Source organism: Acinetobacter sp. CAU_H_S139_7 (genome assembly GCF_058599305.1).
In genome coordinates this window covers 2,978,273-2,991,861 of record NZ_CM178651.1, presented here as the reverse complement: position 1 = coordinate 2,991,861, position 13,589 = coordinate 2,978,273, and the positions used below count along the sequence as shown (strand labels likewise).

At 39.6% G+C, this 13,589-nt stretch carries 12 protein-coding genes and 1 pseudogene; 12 read left to right on the top strand and 1 reads right to left on the bottom strand.

Annotated elements, in window-relative coordinates:
* Positions 1-126: 126 nt before the first annotated feature.
* The 10 genes and pseudogenes from AC4MC0_RS14570 to AC4MC0_RS14525 all read left to right on the top strand — a co-directional run bounded on the left by AC4MC0_RS14570 (position 127) and on the right by AC4MC0_RS14525 (position 8,643).
* Positions 127-1,296 carry a hypothetical protein gene (locus tag AC4MC0_RS14570; protein ID WP_286431995.1) on the top strand — a complete coding sequence of 390 codons (1,170 nt, stop codon included), beginning with the start codon at positions 127-129 and terminating at the stop codon, positions 1,294-1,296.
* A 32-nt stretch (positions 1,297-1,328) separates the two neighbouring features.
* A pseudogene (locus AC4MC0_RS14565) lies at positions 1,329-1,529 on the top strand (tyrosine-type recombinase/integrase); the annotation flags it as partial.
* Positions 1,530-1,710: 181 nt separating this feature from the next.
* Positions 1,711-2,616 carry a hypothetical protein gene (locus AC4MC0_RS14560; RefSeq protein ID WP_491887140.1) on the top strand — a complete coding sequence of 302 codons (906 nt, stop codon included), beginning with the start codon at positions 1,711-1,713 and terminating at the stop codon, positions 2,614-2,616.
* Entirely contained in the window at positions 2,613-3,257 is a 645-nt protein-coding gene (locus tag AC4MC0_RS14555; protein WP_491887139.1) for a hypothetical protein, read from the top strand. The genes AC4MC0_RS14560 and AC4MC0_RS14555 overlap by 4 nt, the downstream gene beginning before the upstream one ends.
* A 262-nt stretch (positions 3,258-3,519) precedes the next feature.
* Positions 3,520-4,461: a YagK/YfjJ domain-containing protein gene (locus AC4MC0_RS14550; protein WP_286431991.1), complete on the top strand. Its 942-nt coding sequence runs from the start codon at positions 3,520-3,522 to the stop codon at positions 4,459-4,461.
* A gap of 16 nt (positions 4,462-4,477) precedes the next feature.
* Positions 4,478-4,816: a hypothetical protein gene (locus AC4MC0_RS14545; RefSeq protein WP_148334566.1), complete on the top strand. Its 339-nt coding sequence runs from the start codon at positions 4,478-4,480 to the stop codon at positions 4,814-4,816.
* Positions 4,817-4,916: 100 nt separating this feature from the next.
* Positions 4,917-5,195 (top strand): hypothetical protein, encoded by a 279-nt coding sequence (locus tag AC4MC0_RS14540; RefSeq protein WP_286431989.1) that lies wholly within the window; start codon positions 4,917-4,919, stop codon positions 5,193-5,195.
* 20 nt (positions 5,196-5,215) lie between these two features.
* Positions 5,216-6,247, top strand: a complete 1,032-nt coding sequence (locus AC4MC0_RS14535) for a DUF932 domain-containing protein (RefSeq protein WP_286431987.1) — start codon at positions 5,216-5,218, stop codon at positions 6,245-6,247.
* Positions 6,248-6,453: 206 nt separating this feature from the next.
* Positions 6,454-7,512, top strand: coding sequence for a YqaJ viral recombinase family nuclease (locus AC4MC0_RS14530; RefSeq protein ID WP_286431985.1), 1,059 nt, complete (start codon positions 6,454-6,456; stop codon positions 7,510-7,512).
* A 195-nt stretch (positions 7,513-7,707) separates the two neighbouring features.
* Positions 7,708-8,643, top strand: coding sequence for a recombination directionality factor (locus AC4MC0_RS14525; protein WP_286431984.1), 936 nt, complete (start codon positions 7,708-7,710; stop codon positions 8,641-8,643).
* Between the two features lie 55 nt (positions 8,644-8,698).
* Here the strand turns inward: AC4MC0_RS14525 and AC4MC0_RS14520 are convergent, their stop codons facing one another.
* Positions 8,699-9,496: an undecaprenyl-diphosphate phosphatase gene (locus AC4MC0_RS14520; RefSeq protein ID WP_491887138.1), complete on the bottom strand. Its 798-nt coding sequence runs from the start codon at positions 9,494-9,496 to the stop codon at positions 8,699-8,701.
* A gap of 313 nt (positions 9,497-9,809) precedes the next feature.
* Here AC4MC0_RS14520 and kdpA point away from each other — a divergent pair, with 313 nt between their 5' ends.
* A complete protein-coding gene (kdpA, locus tag AC4MC0_RS14515) occupies positions 9,810-11,534 on the top strand; it encodes a potassium-transporting ATPase subunit KdpA (RefSeq protein WP_286431982.1) in 1,725 nt (574 codons plus the stop codon).
* 11 nt (positions 11,535-11,545) lie between these two features.
* On the top strand, positions 11,546-13,588 hold the full coding sequence (gene kdpB / locus AC4MC0_RS14510; protein ID WP_004281624.1) for a potassium-transporting ATPase subunit KdpB: 2,043 nt from the start codon (positions 11,546-11,548) through the stop codon (positions 13,586-13,588).
* Position 13,589: the final 1 nt, after the last annotated feature.

The window sequence follows — 13,589 nt, the reverse complement described above, 5'->3', positions numbered from 1 at the left end:
ACGCACTTGTTTGGACGTCAGGTACGACATTTTTAATTACCAATGAAATAAATTGAAATCATTGTAAATAAGATGAAATGGGTAATAATTCTAAAATAAGGGGAACTTTTTTAAGAATACACACTTATGCCAAAACTTAACGATTTTCAAAACAGCACAGTCAGACTATTAGATTATTTATATTTTCATGATGTTGTAGCCATGCAGGGCTTCTCAGAAGAGAAGTTAAGTATATATAGTAAATTATTAGCTACTATTGATTCATTGGCTTATCGTAGGTCTGAGGGCGTTTTGATAAGGGAACATTACAAACATTTATTATTGATCGGAGTAGATTTTGAGTTAACTTTTGGAAAGGGTAAATTAATTGAAGATGATATCTATGTTCAAATGCAAGAAAAATATCGTGCCTACCTAATTCAACAAATAGAGTTTGTGGGTTTTAAAATAGATCATTATAAGCAAGATTTAAATGAAATATTAATCCAAACTCCAATCCAGTCAATTACTAGTGCTGCTGCTTTTAAAATTGTTAGTCAAGTTCTATATTTTGAGTACGATAATATAACTATAGGGGTACTTAGTAAATTTCTAGATTTTAATTTTTTAATATTAGCTAAATATCAAAAAAAGAATAAAGTCATCAATGATAGTTTTTTAAATAAACTTTTCTATCGGGCAATGTTATTTTTAGAATTTGAAGTTTTTAAAAATAACTTGATTGCAGAGTATTCCTTCGAAGAGCAGACTATTAACTTAAATGCTTTAGAAGATTATGAAAAAGTAGCAGCTGCTATTAAGGCTAGGGGGAAAGCTAATTCATTAAAGGGAATTGAATATAAGGGATTTCATACTTTAAAGACTAAGAATGATCTGAAAAAGTTTCTTATAAATATTGAAGAGCGATTAGGACATAATCCCATTTTCTCAGATAGCTTGGCTAATTGGATTGCCTTAATTAGTGCATGGCATTTAATCCTTAAGAAAGGTAATAATCTCGATAAGCCATTGTTCAAAGAGTCCCCTCAATATATTTTAGATTCGGATATCTCATGTACCAAGCTCGCAAGAAAAAAATTAGCTGACTTTGGTTTCTCTGTGTCTGAAAAAACTATATTTGACTGCTACGATCGTGTCTATGACATTTACACGCTTATACGTATAACTGTAGAGTGCTTGGTTGAAGAAAAAATGTATGGAATGAATGAAAGAGTGTTCATTCATGATTTTTACTATAATCCAAATTCTAATGCATTCTTTAAGAAGCAGTTACAAGCAGCTAAGGCTAAACTTTAAAATATTAGAGCATGCTTATTTATACAGGTTGAATGAACAAACACTATTTGAGAGTGCTATTCAGTCCAGTTGTAAATGATTCGAATCTGTTTAATTCAGATGTCATTGAACGCCAGCTTGCTCATGCGCCAAAGAATAGAATTTGCTCGGCATATAACCGAGCGCAATACTGGGATGAGAAAGTAAGGTTGCTGAAGTTGTATGAGAAACAAGTGAAAGAATGGATTGTATAGCCACGCCTTTGAGCGTGGTTTTTTTTTTACCTGATATTTAATTTTGGGCTGGGAATTTATAGTGAAAAACCTAGGAATCGGGGTAAAAATTATTAGGAATTAATGGTTTGTAATCTAGGAATTGAAGTGCTATTTTAAAGGGTCTGATCAGGGGTGAAAGTAGTAATTTACTTAAAAGCATATGGAATTAGAGCAAGTTAATAACGATACTGAAAATGACGTAATAGATACAGTTGATGAATTAGATAGTTGCGAAGACGAAAATTTTGTTATAGCTCTTGATGATAAAATTGACAATCTTGCATCGTTACTAGTGGACAAAATTTTATTAGATAGTCGTTTTGATAAAGTATTAGCAAGCTTAAAGGAGACGAGTCATCGCATTGAGAACAGGCGATCAATCAAAGATGAAAAGGATCATCCTTCAAGACAATTTCAAAAGATACGAGATTTAATTGATCCTAATAGAAAACCTTTACAGTTAAGTCAAAAAGTAAAATTTGCTCAACAGTATTTGAATGTGATTGAGCTTATTTATACTGAGCTACAGGCTGAACTTGGTAAAGATTTTTATAAAACGGATAGCCCTAATAATACGTACGTAGAAATAATACGCGGGATATTAAGTGACCAAAATGATATTGTTAGATTGCTTTCTCGCCTTGAACGATTTGTACTAGTATTAGCTTATAACGCCACACCAGCTTATATGTTTGATGATGAAAGTGCAGAAGATTTGGATAGGGAGCCATTGGAAAAGGTCCAAAAGCGTATAACAGCTTTAGGTTATGAATTACTGTACTTATTTGAGAATCTAAACACTATACGTGCAATGAATGGAGGGAGATACCTGTCCTCACATATTCAATTATTCTTAAAATTTATGGAAGATTATAAATTTTCACGTGACAGGCATACTGGGCGGGAACGTAATTTACTAAATCAGGAAATTTACTTTAAACCTCTAAACGAACTTAATGATATTGTGTGTGATCTTAAAAATGCAATAAGTAAAGGAGAATTTGATAAGCGACCAACATTTCAATTATCGATGTCAAGCAGAAAAAATCTTTTAATGATACTGTGAGCGGAATAAATGCTGAAAATTTCAAGATAGCCGTTAATAAGTATTCGAAAAAATTACAAGAAGCTATTACTTATTTTAAAAGCTATAGATCTAGTAATATTACTCTCTATAGATTTCAAATTTTTTTGAGTGCTGAGAACCACAAAATTACCCTAGATCAATTTAAAGATTTTTTTAGTGAACTAAATAAGAAGGCAAGTAAGCCTGTGGCAGGTTTTGAAGGATATTTAAACTTTTTTTATTTTTGGGATAAACATGATGATCAATGGTTCCAAGATATTGTATTGATAATAGATAGCGATACTTTGCTACAAGTAGGTGAAAGCAAAATTAATGGTAGTATTCGAAATATTAGGCAAGAATTTAAAAATTATGCTGCTGAATTAATAGAACATAGAGGAAGATTAATCTTTGAAAATGAAAAATTGCCTGAAATTGAAATACAGCCAGTTCCATTAATGAGACATTTAGATTTACCTTCTCAGATATTACTTGAAGTAAATGATCGTGATGGATGGAACGTATTTGAAAAGAAAATATTACCTTTTTTTGTATATCAGGAATTTTTAGAACTTACTGATGATGAAGAAATTCGAAGTAGATTTAGCAGAGGCACGCGAAAGTTTGATACAGAAATTTGAGAAGATGGGTATAAAAAGTTGTCGCTTCACAATATGATCGGCAAAACGTGTACACGAATAGAAATATGACTATGAAAGCCTAATGAATCACTGCATTTGTAGATGAAGTCTTAGTGGGTAATATAAAGCTATATAATAATATCTATTAAATATATGGACTTATATACATATTAATTATATAGAGCTCTTATCTAATTTAAGCCTATATGTAATTTCTTATTAATTAGCCCTATTGCTATGTAATAACTACAGGTACATAGCAATGGAACAAACTCGAATCAATCATTCACCTCTTATTACTGCAATTGAGAACTTTGTAGAGGATACTATTAATCGTACAGAACCATGGGATGGTTACTGGTCTGGATTAGGTGATTTACTCAAAGAACTGCAAGACCAATATAATCCAGATTTAAGATATTCAGCCTATAACGAAGCTATGATCGAACTCATGTTGGAATTAGAACAAAATTTGGAATCAGATGTTATAGATAGCTCAATATTAGCTGAGCTGAGTTTTTATGATGTTCAGTCTGTTTTTGATAAGTTTGAAAAAAGGCATCAACGGGAGGTACAGAGATTTAAACAAGATGAGTTAAGAAATCGAAGTAAAGCTCTAGAGTACACGGAAATGTTACTGGAGCATTATTCTAAGTTGGCTATTATTCGTGTTGATCTTTCTTACAGACAGGATAAACGTACCTTTATTGATATATCAGATTTCAGAAAAGATATTCGAAAACTATTGGATCGATTACAGGATGGGGATCGCCATTTCAATGATTTACAGGGATATATCTATGCCCTAGAACAAGGCACTGAAAAAGGATATCACGCTCACTTCCTGTTGTTCTATGATGGTAATAAAGTACAAGCAGATCGTTACGTTGCAGACTGTATTATTGATACTTGGAAGAAGATCACAGATGAGACTGGAATAGGGTATAACTGTAATACTGCCAAAAATCGTGACAGTTACAAGGCTACGGGCAATGATGCTCTTGGTCGTGTAAATAGACAGGATGAGGGAAAACGAGCTAATGTTCTAAAAATAGTACGTTATTTTACTGAGCCAGCTAAAATTGAACAATATCTCAGGATAAAAGTAAAGAATATGCAGACCTTTGGTCATGGCAAATTCTATAAACCTTCGAGACGAGGGGTAGATAAGACATTAGAACGACTAAAATGGAAAAGTGAATAGTCATTCCGCTGATTAAATGCTAAAACGGAATATAAGCTATTGTAATGATAATCCTTTTGAGGATAATTGGATTTTCCCTATTATCCTCAAAAGTGAAATGAAAACACATAAGCTGAAATATTTAACTATAGGTCATATCGAGCAAATCAAAAAATTATGGGTTCCTGGCAAAGACACATTCAATGATAAGGAGGCTTTCACTCTTTCTTTGGATCTAGAGCAATTGATCGAGCTTTTTTATATTTCAAGAGACTGTACTTATGAGGAAGCGGAGGAGGAAGTAAAGACTGGTTTCAATGTTGCCTTTAATATCTATAAAAAGCAAAGATTAGAGATCCTATATAATCTGATCTGAAAATAATCTCAGATATACATTATCTAGATGAAAACGAGTTTTTTTAACTTTGCAAGGCTTGCCCATCGGTGAGCCTTTGTCATTTCTAGAGGTATATATTATGAGTTTAAATTGCCCTTATTGCTTATCGAATCAAGTCATTCAGGTTGTCAATCAGCAGGTGAGTGGATCTGATTCTACAGGTCTAGCAGCATCAGCTTCATTCGCAACCATTGGTGCATCCATTTCAAAGAGTTTGCCACTGCCTGTATCTCCATTCATTGGTGGTATTGCAGGTGCAGTCATTGGTGGCCTATTTAGTAGCATGTTTGATGAGCCTAAAAAGCCGATCACTATGACCTATTACCATTGCAACCACTGTCAGCAGAACTTTCGCTAATAATCTAGGAGATAAAAACGATGGCACATCAAATCGAACAAATCGCCTATGTTGGCGAAACCCCTTGGCATGGTCTAGGCAATCAGCTAAGTCCGAATCAACCACTGGAAGTTTGGGCACAGCAAGCCGGGATGGACTGGCGGATTGAATCCTCCAATGTCAGCTACATGGCACAAAATGAACGTGGTCAGAGCATCATCATGCCTTTTGAAGAGCAGCGTGTCTTGTATCGCTCAGATACATATGCGCCTTTATCTGTAGTCAGTCAGCGTTATCAGGAAGTTCAGCCTAAAGAGATTCTGGAGTTCTACCGGGATCTGACTGAGCAATCTGGCTTTGAGTTAGAAACCGCAGGGGTTTTGAAAGGTGGGAAGAAGTTCTGGGCTTTGGCACGTACAGGTCAAAGTTCCGCTTTAAAGTCTAAGGATGTCAGTAATGGTTATATCCTGCTGGCTACTGCGTGTGATGGCACTTTGGCAACGACAGCACAGTTCACCAGTATCCGAGTAGTCTGTAACAACACTTTAGCTATTGCGCTACGTGGGCAGAGCAGTAGTGCTGGAGTAGTGAAGGTCCCACATAGTACCAAGTTTGATGCAGAGAAAGTGAAACAGCAATTGGGTATTTCAGTTCGTGTATGGGATGAGCACATGTATGAAATGAAACAGCTCACACAGCGTAAGGTGAGTCAGCAGGAAGCTAAATCTTATTTTGATGCCGTATTCAACAACAGCACCATGTCAGTTTCCGATCCTGAAGAAAACATCATTCAGTTTTATCGTAATGTCGCGCAGCAAGCTCAAGAGAAAAAGCCTGAACCAAATGGTCGTGCCATGAATAAAGCTTTGGACATGTTCAATGGGCAAGGACGTGGTGCTGAATTGTCATCAGCTAAAGATACGGCGTATGGTTTACTGTGTTCGATTACAGAATTTGTGGATCATGAACGACGTGCCATGAGTACCGATCATCGTCTTGATTCAGCTTGGTTTGGTGCAGGCGCAGGTCTTAAGCAACGTGGACTGGAACAGGCTTTATCTTTGATAGCCTAAGCTCATGTAATCCATCCAATCTTAACCCCGCAAGTCTCAACAATCGCTGAGTACAGCACACACGTAACTCTCTCTACTTACTACTCATAATCAATAATCTCAATAATCTGAATCAGCATGCATATCGCCATACCCGACCTCGTGTCGGGTATGGCTTTTTTATGCGCTTCTTTTTTACAAAAACTGAAATTTATAAGGATAGAACCATGAATCAAATCGCACCGATTTCAAATCAGAATGTACAGGCAGGTGTTCAAACTGCATTAAATCCATTAACTACACCTAAACGAGCTAGTTCTGCAAAACGCTTAGTCAACACCAAAGATATGGCGTATCAAGATTGGCTTGAAGTCCGTAAACAAGGCATTGGCAGCAGTGATGCAGCAACAGCATGTGGCTTAAATCCCTACATGTCCATGTTAGAGCTTTGGCTGATCAAAACAGGTCGTCAGACTCAATCCATAGAAGATGAAAGCTCAGGTATAGCACCTCTGTATTGGGGCAAACAGCTCGAACCTTTAGTGGCTGAGTATTACAGCATGCACACCAATAATAAAGTTCGTCGAGTCAATGCTGTATTACAGCACCCTGATCCTGATAAGTATTTCATGTTAGCAAACTTGGATTACTATGTTGTAGGAAGCGACGAAGTTCAGATTCTTGAATGCAAAACAGCAGGTGAGCATGGAGCAAAATTGTGGCGTGATGGTGTGCCTTTATATGTGCTTTGTCAGGTACAACATCAACTGGCGGTGACTGGTAAACAGGCAGCGCATGTTTGTGTCTTGATCTGTGGGCATGAAACCAAGATCTTCAAAGTGACACGATCAGAATCCGTGATTGAACATATTGTTCAAGCAGAACGATATTTCTGGGAATGCGTTGAAAAGGATACACCACCATCCGTGGATGCAAGTGAATCCGCAGCTAAAGCGATTCAACAACTTTATCCAGCGCATGTACCTTTAACCGTAGAGGATCTGTCTCAGAATCCAAATGCCAATTTGATGTTCGACCAGCTCATCAAAATGAAGGAAGAGATTCAGCATCAACAGGAACGCTTTGACCAACTTAAACATGAAATTCAGATGATGATGCAAGACAAGGAAAGGGCTGTCTTTACTCATGGCTCAGTAGTCTGGAAGAAAGCCAAGGATTCTATCAGTCTCAATACCAAGGCATTGCTTCAGCACCAGCCTGAACTCATAGAGCTTTATCCACTTCAAAAGCAAGGCAGTCGTCGATTTAACATCTATACCGACTAAGTCCTATCTACAGCACCAAATCAAAAATTCACAAAAATCGCTCCCCGCTCTCTACCCTTCGGTAGAGAGCAAATCGGTCGCGATCTCTGTAGCACTTTATCTGGCTCTACATTCTTTGGGTAACTTATTTGGTCCTTGTTCTGACCTACATACATAGACCCAAATTTGTAAGGTAATACATTAAGGAATATCAACATGATTAAAGGTTTAGCAATTACTCCTCCAATACTTGGACGGATCAGTATCGGTCGGATGATCGAGAAGAATGGCAAACGCCTACCGGAAAAGGATGACCAGTTCACCATTACTTCCCAGATTCAAAGCAAAGAAGGCTGGGTTAGACATCCACTGGATGATCAGCTGCGAGCGAATGCTCCGAATCAGAAGCTACGTTCAATCCCTGTCAGAATGATCTTTAATGATCCTGATTTAAACCTGCGTGCAGAATACAGCCTGTTTGACCGACAGACTGGAAGACCTGTCTGTGTCGGTAATGGAGAAACCTGCCAACGTTTAACCAATCAAGGCGTGGAGCAACTTCCCTGTCCATCCCCTGATTTATGTCCATTGGCTCAAGGAGGGAACTGCAAGCCCTATGGTCGTGTGCATGTGAACTTAGATGAATCGGATGAGTTTGGCACCTTCATCTTTAGAACTACAGGCTTTAACAGTATCCGTACTTTGGCTGCACGGCTGAGTTATTACCATGCGGCATCAAATGGTTTGCTGTCTTGCCTGCCGTTGCAACTCATTTTAAGAGGTAAGAGTACGACACAAAGCTATCGTCAGCCGGTGTATTACGTGGATCTAACTTTAAGGGAGGGGATTAGTTTGAATGAAGCCATTATTCAGGCGAAGCAAATTGATGAGCAGAGTAAGCAGGCTGGGTTTTATCAGGAGGCTTTGGACTTTACGGCAAGGAAGGGTTTTGCGAATGGAAGGATGGAGGTCGATATAGAGGAAGGCTTGGAGGTAGTTAAGGAGTTTGATATAGATGAACTTATTGAATCTGAACCCCTGCAAACTAGAACCAAAAAGGGATCTAAATCAGGGCCTAAGTTCCATCAGGGAGAGGGTGTTGTACAAGAGATTCAGAAAAGCTTGCAGCAGAATGTACGGGTTGTAAATTAAAAAAACTTAAAGAGAACAGCGAGTTCTCTTTAATTTATTTATTTTTTTGCTTGTATTAAAAAATAAATAAGATGATTGAACCTAATACCAAACGATACCAAGCAAAAACTTTTAAAGTATGTTTTTCTACAAATTTAACCATGGCTTTTACCACAAGCAAAGCTGCGATGAATGCGGTTACAAAGCCTACGGAAATATTCAATAAATTTTCTGAAGTTAAAACATCAACGTTGCGAAATATGTCATAAGTAGCGGCACCAAGCATTGTTGGTATGGCAAGGAAAAAAGAAAATTCAGTAGCTGCTTTACGTGATAAACCCGCCAATATCCCCCCAATAATGGTTGCACCAGACCGTGAAGTCCCCGGAATCATCGCAAGACATTGAACCAAACCAATAACAATGGCCTGTTTGAATCCAATATTGGTTGCCTCAATGGTTTGGACTTTAAAATTTTTAGCTTCTACAGCAAAAATTAACAGTGCACCAATAATCAGTGCATATGCAACAACCGAAGGACTGAATAAAACTTGTTTAATAAAATCAACAGCTATAACTCCGATCACTACTGCAGGAATAAATGCAATGAAGACATTTATCGCAAAACGTCTCGCATGGTAATCACCTGATATAAAACCATGTAGTAGATTAATAATTTTTTTACGGTAGAGCCAACAAACGGCTAAGATTGCGCCCAGTTGAATGACAACTTCAAAGACACGGCCTGAGTCTGAATGAAAATCAATTAAATGGCCAAATAAAATTAAATGACCAGTACTGGAAATGGGTAAAAACTCCGTTAAACCTTCTATAAAACCTAAAAATAAGGCTTTAAGTACTGAAATTATATCCATAAATAAAGTGAGTCACAGAATAATAATAGCCATCACTTTTAAGATATTTTTCTGCATTTATAAATTCACTGAGCCAAATTTTTACGCTTTCTTTACGCGGCATCCAAAGTTATGGATAGAGACTTTACGGTTTTATTTTTCATACTAGATAGTGGAATATCCCAATACTTAGGATGAAAAACATGAGTGCGGTCATTCACGCGCATCAGCAGGTACAGCATCAAAAAAATTGCGTTGTACAAAACAATCAAAATATATCTTATTTCAACTTCTTTAAGCAGATTTCAGCTCTGAAACATAGGAGTGAAATGCCATGTTAGAGTTTGCTTTGCTTTTAGCCATTGTCTTTGTTCTGGCTTATCCCTTGGGTAAATACCTCGCAGCAATTATGCACAACCGCGATATGAAAATTGATCCTCTATTCAATTGGATTGAAAAGCCCATTTACGCGGTTTTAGGAATCAATCCCAAACGGGGGATGAATGTCAAAACCTATTCATTCAATTTTATCATGAGCTGTGCAGTGATCGGTTTGGTGACTTGGACTCTATTTATGGTTCAAGCCAGCCTGCCGTTGAACCCAAACCATGCACCGAATATGTCATGGGATTTGGCGCTGCATACCATGATTTCGTTTCTGACCAATACCAACCAGCAGCACTATTCAGGACAGGCGCAACTGTCATATTTATCGCAAATGGTCGGCATTGTCGGCTTGCAGATCATCACGCCGATGATGGGCCTGGCGATGGTGGTGGCTACAGTTCGAGCACTGTTCTACAAACAATCCAATGCACTTTCTGAAACCGATCAACAGACCAGCTTTAAGCATAAAGTGCAACAAATTAATGTCGGCAACTATTGGGCCGATGTGATTCGTCCGACGTTCCGCTTTCTGATTCCTTTATGCATGGTTTGGTCATTATTGCTCACTAGCCAAGGCGTACCATCGACTTTTCAAGGCGGCCCAGAAGTTCAAGTCATCGACCAAAGCAGCGACTTAACAACGCAAAAAATACCTTTAGGCCCTGTTGCGCCCATGGTAGCAATTAAGCAATTGGGCAGTAATGGTGGTGGCTGGTATGGTCCGAACAGCAGTGTACCTTTGGAAAATCCGACACCATTGTCAAACTTTCTGGAAATGCTTGCGATTTTACTGATCCCTGTTTCGGTGATTTTTATGCTGGGCTTTTTCACCAAACGCGCCAAATTCGCAGGCTTGGTCTTTGCTTCAATGCTGCTGATGTCGATCATTTCTGCGACTAGCGCTATCTGGTCAGAAAGCCTTTCATCGACTTCGACATTGCTTTCCGCCATGGAAGGTAAAGAAGTGCGTTTTGGCGAGGCATCATCTGCTTTGTGGTCAGCGGTCACCACCCAAGTCAATAACGGCTCAGTGGATATGATGCATGATTCATCTGCACCGCTCACAGGTATGGTGCAATTGTCCAATATGCTGATCAATGCCATTTGGGGCGGGATTGGCTGTGGTTTACAGCAATTCATTATTTATCTGTTTTTAGCAGTCTTTATTGCAGGCTTAATGACCGGCCGCACCCCAGAATTGTTTGGCCGCAAAATTGAAGCCGGTGAAATCAAGCTGCTCGCTGTTGTGATTTTGATCCAACCCATCGTCATTCTTGGTTTAACAGCAATAACTGTATTTTTTCCTGAATTGACGGGCAACAGTAATCCGCAATACCACGGCATTTCTCAAGTGCTGTACGAATATGTGTCTGCATTTGCCAACAATGGCTCAGGCTTTGAAGGGCTATCAGACAATACCGTGTGGTGGAATGTCACATGCGGTATTGCTTTATTGCTCGGCCGTTTCCCGACATTAATTATTCCTTTAATCATCGCTACACGTTTAGCTGCTAAACGCCAAGCACCTGAAAGCAGCGGCAGTTTAAAAGTCGAAACGCCAACATTCGCACTGACTTTAATTGCCATTGTGGTGATGTTGACCTTATTGCAATTTATGCCAGCCCTGGTCTTGGGGCCAATTGCTGATCATCTGTTATTGGTTCAAGGTTAAGGGTGAGTACAATGAATCATTCAAAACACACTGTTCAAACACAGCAAAACACCATAGCTTCAACCTTATTTCAAGCTGAAGCATGGAAAAATGCCTTTATTAAACTGCTGCCGCAGCATGTGATTAAAAATCCGGTGATGGCCATCGTTTGGCTTGGGACGCTGATTACACTGGTTAGTACAATTCTAGGTCAATCTAGTTTGGTTTTTGGCTTATTGGTGACGTTGATTTTATTTGTGACGGTTCTCTTTGCCAATTATGCCGAAGCGGTTGCTGAAGCCAAAGGCCGCGGACAGGCGTCATCCCTGCGTCAAGCGCGTCAGAATTTGACGGCGCGCCGGATCCATTCTAAAGATGATATGGATGGGGTGCAGATTTCAGCGGCTGAATTGAACATGCATGACTTGATTGAAGTGCGTGCAGGGGAATTGATTCCCGCAGATGGTGAAATAATTCAGGGCTTTGCTACGATCAATGAAGCTGCAGTAACAGGTGAATCTGCGCCGGTACTCCGTGAAGCGGGCACAGATAAATCTGGGGTGATTGGCGGAACCAAAGTCTTAACCGACCGGATCATCGTGCAAGTGACCGCAGAGGCGGGAAATAGCTTTCTCGACCGAATGATTGCTTTAGTCGAAGGCTCAAACCGTCAAAAAACACCGAATGAAATTGCCTTAGGTATTTTACTGACCGTGATGACTGTGACTTTTATCATCGTCGTGGTCAGCCTGCCGTTGATTGGACATTTCCTGCATATTGAAATCAGCCCGATTTTATTGGTGGCGCTATTGGTCTGCTTGATTCCAACCACCATCGGCGGCTTATTGCCAGCTATTGGAATTGCAGGGATGAACAGAGCGCTCAAAGCCAATGTGATTGCCAAATCAGGCAAGGCGGTTGAAGTTGCAGGCGATATAGATGTTTTACTACTCGATAAAACCGGAACTATTACTTACGGTGACCGTCAGGCGACTGCTTTTTATCCCTTAACAGGAGTGACGGAGTCTGAACTTCGCCAAGCGGCGGTACTGACTTCTTTGGCCGATCCAACGCCAGAAGGTAAATCGGTGGTTGCTTTGGCCAAAGAGCAAGGTGAAAGAGTGGCCGAGCCTGAACAGGCTGAATTTATCGCTTTTAATGCGTCCACACGCATTTCAGGCCTTAACTTGGCGGATGGTCATCAAGTGCGTAAAGGCGCTATGGATGCCATTCTTAAATTCGCTTCGCAAAACCTTGAAAATCATGCCGAACTGAAAGCGCGCGTAGAACAAATAGCTTCAAAAGGGGCAACGCCACTGGTCGTGGCTAAAGACCAGAATTTGTTGGGTGTCATTGAACTATCAGACGTGATTAAGCAAGGCATTAAAGAAAAATTTGCGCGCTTACGTGAAATGGGCATTAAAACTGTGATGGTGACCGGAGATAATCCGCTCACAGCAGCGGCCATCGCAGCAGAGGCTGGTGTGGATGATTATATCGCTGAAGCGAAACCAGAAGATAAACTCACATGCATTCGAACCGAGCAAAACAAAGGACATTTGGTAGCGATGGTCGGTGACGGTACTAATGATGCACCGGCGTTGGCCCAAGCAGATATTGGCTTAGCCATGAACTCGGGAACGCAAGCAGCCAAAGAAGCAGGCAATATGGTGGACTTAGATTCTGATCCAACCAAATTGCTATCTGTGGTTGAAATAGGCAAACAGCAGCTGATTACTCGCGGTGCATTAACCACCTTTTCCTTGGCGAATGATGTATCAAAGTATTTTGCAATTTTGCCGGCATTATTCGTCGCGGCAATTCCGCAAATGCATGTGTTAAATGTCATGCAACTAGGCAGTTCTGAAAGTGCCATCCTGTCTGCGCTGATCTTTAATGCGATCATTATTCCTCTGCTGATTCCAATTGCACTGCGCGGTGTGAAATTCAAACCTTCGACATCTACCCAATTATTGCGCCGCAACATGCTGATTTATGGTGTGGGCGGGGTGCTGCTACCGTTTATTGCCATTAAAGCGATTGATCTGCTGATCAGTCCAATCTTGGCCCTATAAA

Coding starts and splice junctions, on each gene's coding strand:
- AC4MC0_RS14570 (WP_286431995.1), top strand. CDS start 127: ATGCCAAAACTTAACGATTTTCAAAACAGCACAGTCAGACTATTAGAT.
- AC4MC0_RS14530 (WP_286431985.1), top strand. CDS start 6,454: ATGAATCAAATCGCACCGATTTCAAATCAGAATGTACAGGCAGGTGTT.
- AC4MC0_RS14540 (WP_286431989.1), top strand. CDS start 4,917: ATGAGTTTAAATTGCCCTTATTGCTTATCGAATCAAGTCATTCAGGTT.
- kdpA (WP_286431982.1), top strand. CDS start 9,810: ATGTTAGAGTTTGCTTTGCTTTTAGCCATTGTCTTTGTTCTGGCTTAT.
- AC4MC0_RS14545 (WP_148334566.1), top strand. CDS start 4,478: ATGCTAAAACGGAATATAAGCTATTGTAATGATAATCCTTTTGAGGAT.
- kdpB (WP_004281624.1), top strand. CDS start 11,546: ATGAATCATTCAAAACACACTGTTCAAACACAGCAAAACACCATAGCT.
- AC4MC0_RS14520 (WP_491887138.1), bottom strand. CDS start 9,496: ATGGATATAATTTCAGTACTTAAAGCCTTATTTTTAGGTTTTATAGAA.
- AC4MC0_RS14525 (WP_286431984.1), top strand. CDS start 7,708: ATGATTAAAGGTTTAGCAATTACTCCTCCAATACTTGGACGGATCAGT.
- AC4MC0_RS14560 (WP_491887140.1), top strand. CDS start 1,711: ATGGAATTAGAGCAAGTTAATAACGATACTGAAAATGACGTAATAGAT.
- AC4MC0_RS14550 (WP_286431991.1), top strand. CDS start 3,520: ATGGAACAAACTCGAATCAATCATTCACCTCTTATTACTGCAATTGAG.
- AC4MC0_RS14535 (WP_286431987.1), top strand. CDS start 5,216: ATGGCACATCAAATCGAACAAATCGCCTATGTTGGCGAAACCCCTTGG.